Origin of the sequence: Faecalibacter macacae, from assembly GCF_003687725.1 — a bacterium.
GTDB classification, from domain to species: Bacteria; Bacteroidota; Bacteroidia; order Flavobacteriales; family Weeksellaceae; genus Empedobacter; species Empedobacter macacae.
Genome location: NZ_RDOJ01000011.1, coordinates 86207 through 103092, shown reverse-complemented (window position 1 = coordinate 103092; position 16886 = coordinate 86207). Strand labels below are relative to the sequence as shown.

Below are 16886 nucleotides of genomic sequence, written 5' to 3'. Positions count from 1 at the left end.
TATTTTACTTTTCTTGCCATAAAAAATGCCCCCAAAAGTGTCTAACTTTTTGGGGGCAGTGTACAATTGAGTGGCTTTTTAATTTTATTCAGCAATTAATTTATCTAATAATTGATTGATTTCTGCATCATTCCAATCACGAGTTTTCGTTTCTTTTAATACAATTTCACCTTTTTTATTTAAGATGTAAGTTGTAGGAAAAACGTGTGGCAACATATTTAAAGAAATTGGACTTGTTGGTTCGTAAACCGGCATTGTATAGTTGTTTTTCTGTAAAAAAGCATTGAATGTTTTCGGCTTGTCTTGAATAGTAACTAAAACAAATTTCAATTTTTGTCCTTTTGCTTCATATAATTTTTGAATACTTGGCATTTCCTCAACACATGGAGGACACCAGCTTCCCCAAAAATTTATAAAAACTACTTCACCAGATTTTTTAAAATCTAATAAGTTTGCATCTGTAGCTCCGTTATGTCCAGCTAAGTCAATATCATAATCACTTTCACTTAAATTTGCATCTCTTGCTGCAACTAAATGATCATCTCCTTCCATCATATTCTTGATTGCTGTTCCAACAGGAGTAAACATAATAGCGATTAAACCAATGATTACTGCTACAGCTAAAAGAATTTGTTTATTTGATTTCATGTATAAAATTCTTTAAAACTTTTTTCTAAAAGCAAAGATGATAACAAAAATGAAATTGCACAAATTTTATAAAATGATTTCATCCTTTACCAAGGTCATAAAATTGCGTGAATTTGTTTTAGATAAGATATTTTTGCGATGTGTATCAACTGTATATTTACTTAAATGTAATTTATCAGAAATCTCAGTACTTGTATAACCTTCTTTAACTAAATCATAAATTTCACTTTCTCTTTTTGTTAAATTGAAACGGTTATCTGTTTGAACGTATTTATTGGTTTGACGGTCAAAAATTTTAAAATCATCCGCAGGTTTTTTTTCGTTGATGTTAAGTAATTCATGGAAAACCAACGCACGTGTCATATTTCCGTTTTCATTAACTTCTAAGGCATGATAACTTTGTTTTACACGAATATATTGACCAGTTAAAATTCTTGTCCTATATGTGTAGGTAACTACGAACCTAAATTGTTCTCTTTCAGAAAGTGATAAGTTAAATTCTATGGCTTTCCTTTCACATTCCATTACATAATTATAATCTTCAGGATGAAGAAAATCAATTACTTCAAGGAAAGTATAATCTTCTTTACCGTATCCTAATATTTCTTTAAAACTATCACTTGTATAAAGAATTTCATTTGTTAAACAGTTAAAAATAAAATAATAACTAGGATTAATTTTTGGTTTTTTTGCAGGTTCAGCATCAATATTGTTAGGATGTTTAAACCAAAAGTCCCATTCGACTTTAGTTTTTGGATTAGAGTTATTCATTAATGTAGTAAGGTGTTTATTATAAAAATAAGTAATTAAATCTTGATATTATATTTGATAATCATATAATATTTTTATAAATTATACTTTATTTTTTTAATTAAAAGTAGATTGTTTATAGCAAGTTATAAGTTTATAAGTATTTGTAATTGAAATAAAAAAAGAGAGGCTATAATAACCTCTCTTTTTTTATAATGAATTTGTATAATCTTCAATTAATTCTAAAATTTCCGAAATAATATCTTGACCATGATTTTCCAAGTAAAAACGATCTAAATCTTCCTCAAAATCTTCCCTTGAGTATTTATCTGGATCTTTTTTGAAACGATTGGTATAAATCATAGCTTGTGCTGGACGAGGACCAAAACGGAATGCTTCTTCACCTTCAGGCGTTACACCAATTACAATTGGAATAGAATGAGAACCATTGGTGTTATATTCTTCCATTAATTCAATGTTCTCATCGCGGAAAACAAATTTACATTCAACACCTATTGTTTCAGCTAATCGGTCTACAATCGGTACAATTTGTGATGCATCTTCACACCAACCTTCAGAAATAATTAAGAATTTTAAATCAGCATCATAAGATTTTGCCTTTTTTTCCATTCCTGGATTGTATCTAAAATTCTTTCTGATTTCTCTACTTTGCTTTAAGTTTATAGCGAAATAAGGTACTAATTCTTTTGGATCATCTAATTCAATTTGTTCTTCTAATTGATCTTCAATATTCTCTAGATAATCTTCAAAACTATATCCATTCTTTATATAATCTAATAAAGTCATTGTTCTTCTTATTTTTAGCAAATATAGTTTAAATTTATGGTTCTGATTTGTATGTAACGTGACATTTCTTGTCGCTAAAAATTACTAAATTCGCAACATAAAGCAGTAGAAATGTATCGTAATCCACTGAAAAAAACAATAGAATATGTAAAAGGTTGTGGTCCTGAAAGAGCTAAAACTCTTCAGGCTGAATTAGGTATATTTAGATACGAAGATTTATTGAATCATTTTCCGTTTCGATATGTAGATCGTTCAAAGTATTATTCGATTCGCGAAATTAGATCTACTGCTGCAGAAATTCAATTGAAAGGTCAAATTGTTTCTATTCAAGATATCAATCAAGGGAAAGTAAAACGTACAGTTGCAAAATTTCAGGATGGAACAGGAACTTTAGAGTTAACTTGGTTCAAAATTACGAAATGGCAACGTGAAAAACTTCAAAATGATATTTTTAAGGAAATTGTTGTTTACGGTAAGCTGAAAGAATTTAATGGAAATTATAGTATTGTTCATCCAGAAATAGAAACAATTGAAGATGCGAAACAAGCTCCACAAGGTTTATTTCCTGTATATTCGAGTACAGAAAAGCTTCAAAAGAAAGGGATTTCTAATCGAATTATTCAGAAAATGGTTACTGCAATTTTTGATGAACATATTAAGATTGAAGAAAATATACCTCAAAATTTAATTCAACATTTCAAATTGATGTCGAGGGAACAAGCGTATAAAACAATTCATTTTCCTCCAAATTTAGATGACTTAAAACAAGCAGAAAATCGATTAAAATTTGAAGAATTCTTTTTTCTGAACATGAGTATGCTTTCGCAGAAAATTCAGAATAAAGCGAAGAATAAATCAAATCCATTTCAACTTATCGGAGATTATTTTAATACATTTTATAATCATCATTTACCATTTGAATTAACTGGAGCTCAAAAACGAGTAATAAAAGAGATTCGATTAGATTTAAAACATCCTGCACAAATGAATCGTTTGTTGCAAGGTGATGTTGGTTCTGGAAAAACTATGGTGGCATTATTAAGTATGTTAATTGCTTTGGATAATGGTTTCCAAGCGGCCTTGATTGCGCCGACTGAGATTCTTGCTCAACAACATTACAATAGTATTGTTGAAATGTTGGGCGAAATGAATGTTGAAGTTGCTCTTTTAACAGGCTCTGTAACAAAAAAGAAACGAGAACCAATATTAGAGAATCTTTTAAGTGGAAAATTACATATCATTATCGGTACGCATGCTTTATTAGAAGATACCGTTCAATTTCATAATTTAGGCTTATCAATTATTGATGAACAACACAGATTTGGAGTTGCACAAAGAGCTAAATTTTGGCGTAAAGCGAAACTTCCTCCACATATTTTGGTGATGACAGCAACGCCAATTCCTCGTACATTATCGATGACGATGTATGGTGATTTAGATGTTTCTATAATTGATGAATTGCCACAAGGGCGTAAACCTATCAAAACACTTTCAAAAACGGATGCGCATCGTTTACAATTGTTCGATTTTATGAAAAAAGAAATCGAGAAAGGTCGTCAGGTTTATGTTGTTTATCCACTAATTGAGGAATCTGAAAAATTAGATTTAAAAGATTTAATGGATGGATTTGAATCTGTTACACGACATTTTCCATTGCCACAATATGCTGTTGGAATTGTACACGGGAAACAGAAAGCTAAGGATAAAGAATTTGAGATGCAGCGTTTTAAACGTGGTGAAACTCAGATATTAGTTGCAACTACAGTTATAGAAGTTGGTGTTAATGTACCTAATGCTTCAGTTATGATTATTGAAAATTCTGAACGTTTTGGACTTTCTCAGTTACATCAATTACGTGGTCGTGTTGGTCGTGGTGCTGAACAATCGTATTGTATTTTGATGGTAGGAGGTAAATTAAATCCAATAAGTCAGCGTAGGATAGAGGCAATGTGTGAAACGAATGATGGTTTTCAATTAGCAGAAATTGATTTAGAACTTCGTGGTCCTGGCGATATGATGGGAACTCAACAAAGTGGTGTGTTAGATTTTAAAATCGCAGACATTACAAAAGATAAGAAGATATTACAAGCAGCAAGAACTTGTGTTGAACATATTTTAAAACATGATCCTAATTTAATGCTACCTGAACATTTAAATATGCGTAATTTCTTTATAGATAATTTTAAAGAAAAAGTAGGTTGGAGTCAAATTTCTTAATTAGAATTTGTTAAAAATAAAACATAGTTATTTTTTTGGCATAATAAATGTTATATATTATTTAAGATATAGCAAACGTTTAATACAGCAAGATTGTAAAACATAACTTTAGCTTGTTATTGAATTTTAACACAATTTGATTATTTTAACAAAAGTTTAATTTTAAAAATTTTAATTATGAGGTATTTCAACACAATTGATGTAAAATCATTACAAGGTGTAGATATTGAAGGAAATTCTTTATGGATTTTTAATCATCACCAAAATTTGATGGTATTAGCAAATAATCATTCTATAACTTCAAAACCTAATCTTTTATTTCAAAGAGCACGTTAATAATTATAGTATGAAAAATCTAAAGTAGAATAGCTTACATAACAAAGTTTGTAAGCTATTTTTTTTTGTATATTTACTTTGTTTCTCACTGTTTATGCAGTATAGATTAAATTTATTGATAAATCGATATATACAATATTGACATTTTATCTCACTAAACCCTTTAAATTCAATTATTATAAAAATTAATTATAAAGCATAGATTTTATAGATTTTATTTATAATTGATCACTTTGTAGTTTTGTCCTGTAAAAATTTAGTAATAGAACAAAACAAATATAAAATGATCAAAAGAAGTTTAGTTTTAGGGTTAGCTTTCTTATCTACGATAGGATTCGCACAACAATTAACTACAAATACTGGGACGCCAGTAGGAGACAACCAAAATTCAAAAACAATTGGAAACAATGGACAAGTTTTATTAGAAGACATCCATTTAATTGAAAAATTAGCTGCGTTTGACCGTGAGCGTATTCCAGAACGTGTTGTACACGCTCGTGGAGCTGGAGCTTTCGGAGAATTTGTAGCTTCTGCAGACTTTTCTGATGTTACAATGGCAGATTTCTTATCTACAGCAGGTAAAAAAACTCCATTATTCTTACGTTTTTCAACAGTAACACACCAAGCAGGTTCTCCTGAAACTTACCGTGACCCTCGTGGATTTGCAGTAAAATTCTATACTGAGCAAGGAAACTACGATTTAGTTGGTAACAACTTACCAGTTTTCTTCATCCGTGACGCTATCAAATTCCCAGATATGGTTCACGCATTCAAACCATCTCCATTAACAAATGGTGCTTCTGATCCTAATCGTGTTTTTGATTTCTTCTCAAACATTCCAGAATCAACTCACATGTTAACTTGGTTATTCTCAGATTACGGAACTCCAGCTAACTACCGTGAAATGGTAGGTAATGGTGTACATGCATACAAATGGGTTAATGCTAAAGGAGAAGTTACTTATGTAAAATACCACTTCAAACCAGCTCAAGGTGAAAGAAATTTAACAGCTGAAGAGGCTTCTAAAATTCAAGCAACTAATATTGAGCACGCAACATTAGATTTATACAACGAAATCGAGAAAGGTAACTTCCCAAAATGGGATTTATACGTTCAGATGTTAAAAAGAGAAGATTTTGACAAATTAGACTTCAACCCAGTTGATGTTACTAAAGTTTGGCCAGAATCTGTCGCTAAAATGGTTAAAGTTGGTACAATGACTTTAAACGAGAATCCATCTAACTACTTCCAACAAGTAGAGCAGGCTGCTTTCTCTCCTGGTACATTAGTTCCTGGTATTGAGCCATCTGAAGATAAATTATTACAAGGTCGTTTATTTTCTTACTTTGATACACAACGTCACCGTTTAACAGGTAACTTCCAACAAATTCCTGTGAACGCTGCTAAAAATAACGTTAAGACTTACAACCAAGATGGTTACATGTCTATCCGTGAGCAAAAAGGAGATGTTAATTACCAACCATCTACAAATGTACCTGCAGTTGTAGATAACGCAAAATTCAAATATTCTAAATCAGTTTTCCCAGCTGGAACTACTACAGTTCAAGGAAAAATTGACAAAGAAAATAACTTTGCTCAAGCTGGTGATTTATACAAATCATTCTCTAAGAAAGATCAAGAAAATTTAATTAAAAATTTATCTGGAGCTTTAAATGCAGTTAAGAATAAAGTAATCGTTCACAAAATGATTGCTCACTTCTACCAAGCAAATACAGAGTACGGAACACGTTTAATGAAGGCTACAAATACTTCTATGAACGATGTTAAGCAATACTTACCAAAATAATATTTAAAATATTATATATAGATTGGAGTCGATTGAGTTCGGCTCCATGACTTTCAAAATAAACAATCAATTATGAAAAAGTTTATCTTAACATTAGCCTTAGTTTTTGCTAAAAATGTAGTAATGGCACAGGATTTATATGCTGCATCAAGAGGAAATAACGTTGCTGAAATAGAGCAATTAATTAGTGGAGGAGCAGATATTAATAAAGCTAATGAACGTGGATTTACACCATTAATTTTAGCTGTATATAGTAATAATAAAGAAGCAGCTAAATTATTATTAGAAAAAGGAGCAAACCCAAATGCGCAAGATAAATCAGGGAATAATGCTTTGATGGGCGCAGCGTTTAAAGGGTATACAGAATTAGCTTCTTTATTAATTGAATATAAAGCTGATGTAAATCAAGTTAACTTTAATAATGCATCATCATTAATTTTTGCAGTTACATTCGGTCGTAATGATATTGCTAAATTATTAATTGAAAAAGGTGTTGATTTATCAATTAAAGATAATAATGGTAAAACAGCAAAAGATCATGCGATTTTACAGGAAAATAATGAGATTTTAAATCTTTTAAAATAGTAAAAGGAGAACGAAAGTTCTCCTTTTACTATACTGTCTCGAATGCTACACCAATTTTTCTTCTAGAAAATTCGTGTATTATTTCTTCTAAAATTGTTGGATCATCAATTGTTGATGGAATAGTTAATGAAACTCCATCAGGAATTTGAGCTAATGTCTTTCTAAGAATTTTTCCACTTCTTGTTTTTGGTAATCGTTGAACTTGAATAGCTGTTTTAAAACAAGCGATAGCACCAATTTCATTTCGAATTAATTGAGCTAAATCTTTTTCTATTTCTTCTTCGGATTTTGAAGTATCAGTTTTTGTTACGATTAATCCAATTGGAATTTGACCTTTTAATTCATCTTTTATACCTATTACCGCACATTCGGTTACATCTGGATGCGAAGAAACCAATTCTTCCATTGTTGCTGTACTTAATCGATGTCCAGCTACATTGATAATATCATCGGTACGACCTGTAATAAAAACAAATCCATTTTCGTCTTTATAACCACCATCTCCGGTTAAATAATAACCAGAATATTGTTGAAAATAAGCTTTAATAAAACGATGTTCGTTTCTCCATAAACTACTCATAAAACCAGGAGGTAGCGGTAACTTAATTACGATTGACCCTTCAATATTAGCATTTTGTTCTTCACCTTCTTCATTAATAACTTTTATATCATAACCAAATACAGGTAAGCCGGCAGAACCAGGTTCTGGAATTTTTTCTTCTAAACCATTACAAATACCAAGCATTGGCCAACCACTTTCTGTTTGCCACCAATGGTCAATTACAGGTTTTTGAGTTATATCTTTTAACCAATAGTAAGTTGAAGTATCACATCTTTCACCAGCTACAAATAGTTTTTTTAGACTTGATGTATCATATTTTTTGAATAAATCTCCGTTAGGATCTTCTTTTCTAATTGCTCTAATTGCAGTTGGAGCAGTAAAAATATTTTTAATTTTATATTCTTCAACCATTCTCCAAAACGCTCCGGCATCAGGAGTTCTAATTGGTTTTCCTTCATACAAAACGGTAGTTGCTCCGTATAATAATGGTCCATAAACAATATAAGAATGTCCTACTACCCAACCAATGTCACTTGCAGTAAGTATTGTATCACCAGGTTGTACATCGTAAAAATATTTCATGGTTGCATTTAATGCAGTTGCATATCCTCCCGTGTCTCTAACTACACCTTTTGGTGTTGAAGTTGTTCCTGAAGTGTATAAAATATAAAGAGGATGAGTACTTGGTAATTCTATTGCATCAATAGGTTCATGCTTATACATATCATCAAAAGTATGAATATGTTCTGCGGATAGATCATCAGTATGACCTTCTCGTTCAAAATAAATATGATGTTTTGGTTTGTATAATGTATTTTTTACTGCTTCATCAACAAGAGGTTTATAATTGATTTTTTTGTCAATTTCAATTCCATATGAAGCTGAAATAATAACATCTGGTTGAGCATCATCTATTCTAATTGCTAATTCTGGAGCTGCAAATCCACCAAACACAACTGAATGTATTACACCAATTCTTGCACAAGCTATCATAGCTATTAATGCTTCAGGTACCATTGGCATATAAATTATAGCAGCATCACCTTTTTGTAAACCTAATTTAGTTAAACCGCCTGCAAATCTGCTAACTTTATCATGCAATTCATTGTAAGTAATTTTTTGTTTGATACCGGTAACAGGAGAATCATATAAAATTGCATTCTGTTTTCCTCTTCCAGCATTTATATTTTCTTCTAAAATAAGTCGGCTTAAATTAATTTCTCCATCAACAAACCAAGTATAATGACCATTTTCATTTTGTTTTAGGATTTCATTAGGGTATTTGGACCATTTTAATTTATTAGCTTCTTCTTTCCAAAAATCAATAGGGTTTTGAATACTATTGTCATAAAAATTATTATAATTCATGTTAAGTGTAAATTGTTTGTGTTTTATTATTTATGAATGTATGTAATTGAAATCTAATATAAAAATCTATTTTATTCTATTTTGTGAAAATGTAATTTCAAATCTGTTTTAAAATCAAACTAAATAAAAGTGTATTTAATTTTGGTTATAAATTTGATTCTAATTTTATTTTAGTGTTATTAATATTTTATAAAGTAGAAGGGAAATGATTATTTAGAATCATTAATTGTTAATATAATTTAAAAGATATAATCAGAAATTAACGTATATTTAGTAGAATAATCCTAAAGCAAAGTTAAAGGCTAGGCTAACTATTACCCAAAACTAGAATAAAGATGGCAGCTCCGTTAGTGATGACTCAAGAACAGCTTGAGCAAGAGAATATTGAGATTACAAGACGTTACAAAGAGATGTTGAAAAACACATACGTAACCTTGTCTGATGATGATAAAAAATTAATTAGAAAAGCATTTGATTTAGCTGTAGAAGCACATAAAGATCAGCGAAGAAAGACAGGTGAACCTTATATATATCACCCAATAGCTGTTGCAAAAATTGTAGCTGATGAAATTGGTTTGGGAGCAACTTCGATTGCAGCAGCTTTAATGCATGATGTTGTAGAAGATACTGATTATACGATAGAGGATATTGAAAAATTATTTGGAAAGAAAATCGCTAAAATTATTGATGGACTTACTAAGATTTCAGTATTAAATAAACAAGATGTATCGATACAATCAGAGAATTATAAGAAATTATTATTAACTCTATCTGAAGATGTTCGTGTTATTTTAATCAAAATTGCAGATCGTTTACATAACATGCGTACACTAGAAAGTATGCGTGAAGATAAACAGTTAAAAATCGCTTCTGAAACTATTTTTATTTACGCTCCTTTAGCGCACAGAATGGGCTTGTATAATATTAAATCTGAGTTAGAAGACTTAAGTTTAAAGTATACAAAACCGGAAGAATATTATGCAATTGAACGTAAATTAACTGAAACAAAAGAAGATAGAGCAAAATATATTAAAGATTTTATTAAATCATTAAAGGAAAAATTAGATGAAGAAGGTCTTGATTTTGAAATAAAAGGTCGTTCTAAATCTATAAATTCTATTTACCGTAAAATGGTAAAACAAGGAATTCCTTTTGAAGAAGTATATGATTTATTTGCGATTAGAATAATTTATCGATCGGATCGTAAGAATGAAAAATTCTTAGCTTGGAAGATATATTCAATGGTTACGGATATTTATATTCCGAATCCTAAACGTATGCGAGATTGGATAACTCATCCAAAATCTACAGGTTACGAATCATTACACGTAACTGTGATGGGGCCAGAAGCAAGATGGATTGAAGTTCAGATTCGTTCAGAGCGTATGGACGAAGTTGCTGAAATGGGTATCGCTGCGCATTATAAATACAAAGAAAATTATAACGAAGAAGATACAAAAGTTGATGAATGGATTCATCAAGTTCGTGAGATGCTTGAGCAAGAGGATACAAAAGATGCTATCGAATTTATGGATAGTTTTCAATTTAATTTGTATTCGAAAGAAATTTATGTCTTCACTCCAAAAGGAGATTTACATTCGTTACCAAAAGGAGCAAGTTCATTAGATTTCGCATACGCAATACATACCAACGTAGGAGATCGTTGTTTAGGAGCAAAAGTAAACGGGAAATTATATCCACTTTCTTATAAATTACAATCCGGAGATCAGGTCGAGATTATAACATCTTCTCAGCAAAAACCTAAAATTGAATGGCTTGAATACGCAATTACATCTAAAGCAAGAAGTAAAATTAAAGCTTCTTTAAATTCTGATAAACGTAAAGTTGCAGATGAAGGTAAAGAAATTTTAATGCGAAAACTTAGACATCTTAAAGTTGATTTTTCTGAGCAAACTGTGAATCAATTACAGCAGTTTTTTAAATTAAACTCAAGTCAAGATTTATTTTATAATGTCGCAATTGGTGTTATTGATAATAATGAATTAAGAAAATACGTAGATAATAATACTGGTTTTACAGGATTGTTTAATCGTTTTCGTAAATCAACGTTTAGTTCATCGCCTTCAAAACCAAAACCACAAGAAATTGTAGATAAAACTAAACTAGACAGTCTTGTTTTTGGTAATGACGAAGAGCGTTTAAATTATGAAATGGCTACTTGTTGTAGTCCAATTCCTGGAGATAAGGTTTATGGTTTTATTACTGTTTCTAAAGGAATTAAAGTACATAAAGTAGATTGTCCAAATTCGGTTTCTTTACAAGCTAATTATGCGTACAGAATTATTAAAGCAAAATGGATAGACTCTTCCCAGCAAGAATTTAAAGCATTAATAGTGCTAGAAGGTTTAGATCGTCCAGGTATGGTTTCTGATATCACGTTAGTTGTTTCTAAAAACAATGCATTAAATATGCATAGCATTAATTTATCAGAAGAGGCGGGTGTTTTTAATGGAAAGATTACACTTTCAGTTAAAAATAAATCTCAATTAGAAGAAGTAATGAAAGAATTAGAAAAAATTGAAGGTATACAAACTGTAAAAAGAACTTATAAGAATTAATTTATGAAAAAAGTATTTTTACTATTTACTATATTTTTTGTTAATATAGCCTTAGCTCAGGAGAAAGAAGTTGTAAAACAATTACATCGAAGTACTCAAGAAATTTCTAAAACACCTAAAGATCCAACCTTTATGATTGATGGAGTAGTTGCTGATAAATCTATTGCTTTAAAACTAAATTTAGATTTGATAGAAAATATAGTTATAATTAAAGATGATCCTAAATATCCAGACGGATTGATTAAAATAACCAATAAAAAATAAAAAAGTCCGACAAATAATGTCGGACTTTTTCGTTGAGACTAGTAATAAAGGCACAAAGTTACAGAAATCTTTTAGAATAAATCCTATCATTTTCGTTAAGAAATAAGGCAAATCCGTTTTAATTTTACACCCCGAAAACAAACAACACACAATACAATGAACGCAAAGAATTACAATCCAATCGAAGAAGTTTTAGAAAAGGTAAAAGCAAAAGGAGGATGGGTTAACGCTCATTCACACTTAGATCGTGCTTATTCTTTAACGCCAGATACTTTCGCTTTATCAAATTCTTACTTAAAGGAAAAATGGCATTTAGTAGATGATATGAAGCGTAATTCGTCTGTAGATGATATCTATTTCCGTATGGAAAAGGCGATTACTTATATGTTAGAGCAAGGTGCACAAGCAATTGGTTCTTTCATTGATTGTGATGAGGTAATCGAAGATCGTTCAATTCAAGCGGCTCAACGTTTAAAAGATAACTACGGAAAAGACATCGAAATTCGATTCGCTAATCAAGTTTTAAAAGGAGTTATTGACCCTAAAGCTCGTCAGTGGTTTGATATGTCATCAGATTTCGTTGATATTATTGGAGGATTACCAGCAAAAGATTTCGGTAGAGAAGATGAGCATTTAGATATTTTACTATCAACAGCTAAAGTAAAAAATAAATTAGTTCACGTTCACGTAGATCAGTTCAATACAGATGAAGAGAAAGAAACAGAACAATTAGCTCGTAAAACAATTGAACATGGAATGCAAGGGAAAGTTTCAGCAGTTCACTCAATTTCTGTTGCAGCACATCCAAGAAAATATCGCTTTGAATTATATGATTTAATTAAAGAAGCAGATATGCACATTATTTCATGTCCAACTGCTTGGATCGATCATAATCGTACAGAACGTTTAGCTCCGTCTCACAATTCTGTAACACCAGTTGATGAGATGATTCCTAGGGGAATTAATGTAGCTTTTGGTACAGATAACATCAACGATATTTATAAACCATTCTCTGACGGACATTTACTTACTGAATTACGTGTAATGTTAGAGTCATGTCACTTCTATGATGTAGATAAATTAGCAGAAATTGCGACTGATAATGGTTTAAAAGCCTTAGGAATTAAAAAATAAAATGTATATTTATACAGAATATTAAAATCTCGCTTTATGCGAGATTTTTTTTGGATCATCATTTTACTAAATTTAAAAAGCCATGAAATTAAACGTTAAGAATGAAACAGCACAATTAAAAGTCGTTGTTCTTGGAAGAGCAGAATTAAACGGTGCAATTCCGACTTTAGAAGAAACATTCGATGCAAAATCTTATGAAACTGTTTTTAATAATGATTTTCCTATAGAGGAAGATTTGGTTGATGAAATGACTGAATTTGAATCTGTTTTAAAAAAATATGATGTTGAAGTTTTACGTCCTTCATTAATAGAAAATGTAAACCAAGTGTTTTCACGTGATGTAGGATTTGTAATTGATGATGAATTTTTTGTTTCGAATATTATTCCCGATCGTGCCGAAGAAGGAAAAGCTTACGATCAAATCAAAGAAAAATTTAAAGGAAATAAAATCACATATCTTGATGAAAACATATATGTAGAAGGTGGTGATGTTATTTTGTACAATGATTATATCTTTGTAGGAACTTATAATCAACCTGATTTTAAGAATTATAAGACAGGTAGAACAAACATTCAATTTGTTAATTATATCAAAGAAAAATTTCCGAACAAAAAAGTTTTAAATTTTGATTTGAAAAAACATGATACAAATCCGTACGAAGGAATTTTACATTTAGATTGTACATTTCAACCAGTAGGAAAAGATAAAGCCATTATATATAAAGACGGATTTTTGTTTGAAAAAGATTTTCAAACTCTTGTTGATATTTTTGGAAAGGATAATTTATTTGAAGTTACGAAAGAAGAAATGTATTGGATGACTCCAAATGTATTTTCTATTGCTGAAGATATTGTAGTAACAGAGAAAAATTTTACAAGATTAAATGATCATTTACAAAATGTTTGGGGAATGACAGTTGAGACAATTAATTATAGAAATATTTCTAAGATGGGTGGACTTTTACGTTGTTCAACAATGCCGTTAATTAGAAAATAAAAGATGAAAAGAGAACAATATACAAACACTATTTTGATGGTTGAACCTGTGAATTTTAATTATAATCCACAGACAGCTGTAAATAATTATTTTCAAAATCAAGTAGACGAAGAAGCTGAAAAAATTCAAGCCCAAGCATTAGCTGAGTTTAAAAATATGGTTTCTACTTTACGATCAAAAGGAGTAAATGTTATTACGATAAAAGATACAGATAAACCACATACTCCAGATTCAATTTTTCCAAACAATTGGATTTCATTTCATGAAGATGGAACAGTAGTTCAATACCCAATGTATGCTGAAAATAGAAGGCTTGAACGTAGAGAAGAGGATGTATTAGCACTTTTAGAGGAAAAGGGATTTAACATAATAGATGTGTTGGATTATACTTCAGCTGAAGCCGAAGAGATTTATTTAGAAGGTACTGGAAGTATTATTTTAGATCGTCAAAATGAAATAGCTTATGCTGCAATTTCACAACGTACTGATGAAGAGTTGTTTATAGAGTTTTGTGAAGAATTAGAGTATTCGCCAGTTATATTTACAGCCAATCAAACTGTTAATGGAGAGCGTTTGCCAATTTATCATACTAATGTTATGATGTGTGTTGCAGATGAATATGCAGTGATTTGTTTATCTACAATTGATGATAAAAAACAACGTAAATACGTTGTAGAAAATCTTAAAGATACTGAAAAAGAGATAATTGCAATTACTGAAGAGCAAATGCATCAATTTGCAGGTAATATGTTACAAGTAGGAGGGTTAGGGCAAAAATATTTAGTAATGTCACAAACTGCTTTTGATTCTTTAACAACTGAGCAAATTAGTGCAATAGAAAAATACAATCCAATTTTACCTGTTAAAATTGATTTGATAGAAAAACTTGGTGGTGGTTCTGCTCGTTGTATGATGGCGGAAGTATTTTTACCTAAAGTATAATAAAATTCAAAAAGCGATTCTATACTGAATCGCTTTTTCTATCTAGCATATTTGCTATATATTTTTAAAGAATCTTGATATTGATTGTTTAGTATTTTATATAAATCGGGTTGATTATGTAATGTCCCTTTAAATTTTTGTCTTTCGGTTTGAAATTTTTGAACATTCTTAACAATTATACTTTTATATTGCTCTTTGTTCTTGACTTTTTTAAATTTTAATGCTTCAATTTCTTTACGTGTCTTGCGTGTGTATAGTTCTGAAAGATTCCAAAGAAATTGATATTCCTTTAATAATTCTTCGTGTTTAATAGAAACCCACGATTCATAAGGGTTCATTTTATTATAAATTTTATACTCTGGTAATTTACCAGTTTCTTCTCTTACAGTCCAAGTAATTTTTGTTGATAATTCACCTTCAACACCTTTCGATGTTTTTGGTTTTGCTTTAAAATCACTGAATGTTAATTTTCTATTTTCTGACCAATCTATTAATCCATCATTTTTGTTTTGATTAAGACTAAAGATAAAAGGACTAATATTTATTGCTAGAAGATATATATATGAAATCATAAGGGTTAATTAAAATATTAATGAATTTTATTTATTATATTAAACCTGTTAAAAGATCTAATCTCATACCATGTGAACCCTTTATCAAAATGTTATCTGTATATTTAAAATTTAATTTAACATAATTTTCAAAATCTGTTCTATTATTAAATTTTATTATTTTATCTGATTGAATATCAGTTTTCTGAAAGTTTGATCCTAATAAATAAATTTGTTCAAACCCGTAAGTTAAAGCTAATTTTGCTATATTATTATGTTCATTATCAGATGTTTCGCCTAATTCAAACATGTCACCAAGAATTACTGTTTTAGTTCCTTCAAAAGTAGAGAAATTCTTTAATGAAGCTTCCATACTTGATGGATTTGCATTGTATGCATCCATGATAATTTTATATAACTTTCTATCAATTATTTGTGATCTATTATTTGTTGGAATATAATTCTCTAAACCTCTTTTAATTTCTTCTGTAGATAATTCAAAATACTTTCCGATCGCTATTGCACAAGATATATTACTAAAGTTATATGCTCCAGTTAAATTAGTCTGAATTTCAGTATTATCAAATTTAACAGCTATATAGTCAGAATTGCTTTGAATAGGAGAGATGTTGTATTTCCCTTTTTCAATACCAAATGAAATAATATTTATATCTTGAGTTTTCTCGATTTGAATTGAATCTTCTAAATTAACAAATGCGCTTTTATCATTAATTTCTAAATAATTATATAATTCAGATTTTCCTTTAATAACGCCTTCAAATCCACCAAAACCTTCTAAATGTGCTTTTCCAAAATTCGTAATATATCCAAAATCAGGTTGAGCAATTGTACATAAAAGTTCTATTTCTTTCTGGTGATTTGCACCCATTTCAATAACAGCTATTTCAGTTCCTTTAGGAATAGATAAAATTGTTAATGGCACACCAATGTGATTATTTAAGTTTCCGAAAGTATAATGTACTTTATATTTTTCTTTTAAAACGGAAGAAATTAATTCTTTTGTAGTAGTTTTTCCGTTAGAGCCAGTTAAAGCAATAAACGGAATTTGTAAATAATTACGGTAAGCTCTTGCTAAATCTTGTAAAGCAACTAATGAATCTTTAACATAATATATGTTCTTTGATGAATCTTCATATTCTTTTTCATCAACAATTGCAGCTAATGCCCCGTTTTCAATTGCTAACTTAGCGAATTGATTTCCATTAAAATTAGCTCCTTTTAAGGCAAAAAATATTGTTCCTTTTTCTATTTTTCTAGTATCCGTTGTTATTTTTCTATTATTTAAAAATAGTTCAAAAATTGCAGCTATATTCATAGA

15 protein-coding genes are annotated in these 16886 nt (G+C 29.9%); 9 read left to right on the top strand and 6 right to left on the bottom strand.

Annotated elements, in window-relative coordinates; all coding sequences use genetic code 11:
• Window positions 1-84: 84 nt before the first annotated feature.
• From EAH69_RS09200 to EAH69_RS09190, 3 genes are all read right to left on the bottom strand, one after another.
• A complete protein-coding gene (locus tag EAH69_RS09200; protein ID WP_121934904.1) occupies window positions 85-648 on the bottom strand; it encodes a TlpA family protein disulfide reductase in 564 nt (187 codons plus the stop codon).
• 66 nt (window positions 649-714) lie between these two features.
• On the bottom strand, window positions 715-1419 hold the full coding sequence (locus tag EAH69_RS09195) for a LuxR C-terminal-related transcriptional regulator (RefSeq protein ID WP_121934903.1): 705 nt from the start codon (window positions 1417-1419) through the stop codon (window positions 715-717).
• 189 nt (window positions 1420-1608) lie between these two features.
• Entirely contained in the window at window positions 1609-2205 is a 597-nt protein-coding gene (locus EAH69_RS09190) for a thioredoxin family protein (RefSeq protein WP_121934902.1), read from the bottom strand.
• Window positions 2206-2316: 111 nt separating this feature from the next.
• Between EAH69_RS09190 and recG the strand changes: the two genes are divergently transcribed.
• The 4 genes from recG (at window position 2317) to EAH69_RS09175 (ending at window position 7150) form a co-directional block, all read left to right on the top strand.
• Window positions 2317-4422: an ATP-dependent DNA helicase RecG gene (gene recG, locus EAH69_RS09185; protein WP_121934901.1), complete on the top strand. Its 2106-nt coding sequence runs from the start codon at window positions 2317-2319 to the stop codon at window positions 4420-4422.
• 177 nt (window positions 4423-4599) lie between these two features.
• The gene (locus EAH69_RS13945) at window positions 4600-4758 is read left to right on the top strand and encodes a hypothetical protein (protein WP_230466762.1); all 159 of its coding nucleotides are present in this window, start codon (window positions 4600-4602) and stop codon (window positions 4756-4758) included.
• Window positions 4759-5041: 283 nt separating this feature from the next.
• Window positions 5042-6565 carry a catalase gene (locus EAH69_RS09180; RefSeq protein WP_121934900.1) on the top strand — a complete coding sequence of 508 codons (1524 nt, stop codon included), beginning with the start codon at window positions 5042-5044 and terminating at the stop codon, window positions 6563-6565.
• A gap of 72 nt (window positions 6566-6637) precedes the next feature.
• Window positions 6638-7150: an ankyrin repeat domain-containing protein gene (locus tag EAH69_RS09175; RefSeq protein WP_121934899.1), complete on the top strand. Its 513-nt coding sequence runs from the start codon at window positions 6638-6640 to the stop codon at window positions 7148-7150.
• A gap of 28 nt (window positions 7151-7178) precedes the next feature.
• On the opposite strand, the gene EAH69_RS09170 is transcribed toward EAH69_RS09175, so the two are convergent.
• Window positions 7179-9080 carry an AMP-binding protein gene (locus EAH69_RS09170; RefSeq protein WP_121934898.1) on the bottom strand — a complete coding sequence of 634 codons (1902 nt, stop codon included), beginning with the start codon at window positions 9078-9080 and terminating at the stop codon, window positions 7179-7181.
• Window positions 9081-9415: 335 nt separating this feature from the next.
• Here EAH69_RS09170 and EAH69_RS09165 point away from each other — a divergent pair, with 335 nt between their 5' ends.
• The 5 genes from EAH69_RS09165 (at window position 9416) to ctlX (ending at window position 14996) form a co-directional block, all read left to right on the top strand.
• Window positions 9416-11659, top strand: coding sequence for a RelA/SpoT family protein (locus tag EAH69_RS09165; protein WP_121934897.1), 2244 nt, complete (start codon window positions 9416-9418; stop codon window positions 11657-11659).
• A gap of 3 nt (window positions 11660-11662) precedes the next feature.
• The gene (locus EAH69_RS09160; RefSeq protein WP_121934896.1) at window positions 11663-11923 is read left to right on the top strand and encodes a hypothetical protein; all 261 of its coding nucleotides are present in this window, start codon (window positions 11663-11665) and stop codon (window positions 11921-11923) included.
• A gap of 156 nt (window positions 11924-12079) precedes the next feature.
• Window positions 12080-13057, top strand: coding sequence for an amidohydrolase family protein (locus EAH69_RS09155; protein WP_121934895.1), 978 nt, complete (start codon window positions 12080-12082; stop codon window positions 13055-13057).
• Between the two features lie 82 nt (window positions 13058-13139).
• Window positions 13140-14054 carry a dimethylarginine dimethylaminohydrolase family protein gene (locus tag EAH69_RS09150; RefSeq protein ID WP_121934894.1) on the top strand — a complete coding sequence of 305 codons (915 nt, stop codon included), beginning with the start codon at window positions 13140-13142 and terminating at the stop codon, window positions 14052-14054.
• 3 nt (window positions 14055-14057) lie between these two features.
• Entirely contained in the window at window positions 14058-14996 is a 939-nt protein-coding gene (gene ctlX, locus EAH69_RS09145; RefSeq protein WP_121934893.1) for a citrulline utilization hydrolase CtlX, read from the top strand.
• Between the two features lie 38 nt (window positions 14997-15034).
• Here the strand turns inward: ctlX and EAH69_RS09140 are convergent, their stop codons facing one another.
• On the bottom strand, window positions 15035-15568 hold the full coding sequence (locus tag EAH69_RS09140; RefSeq protein WP_121934892.1) for a hypothetical protein: 534 nt from the start codon (window positions 15566-15568) through the stop codon (window positions 15035-15037).
• A 34-nt stretch (window positions 15569-15602) separates the two neighbouring features.
• On the bottom strand, window positions 15603-16883 hold the full coding sequence (locus tag EAH69_RS09135; protein WP_121934891.1) for a UDP-N-acetylmuramoyl-tripeptide--D-alanyl-D-alanine ligase: 1281 nt from the start codon (window positions 16881-16883) through the stop codon (window positions 15603-15605).
• Window positions 16884-16886 lie beyond the last annotated feature (3 nt).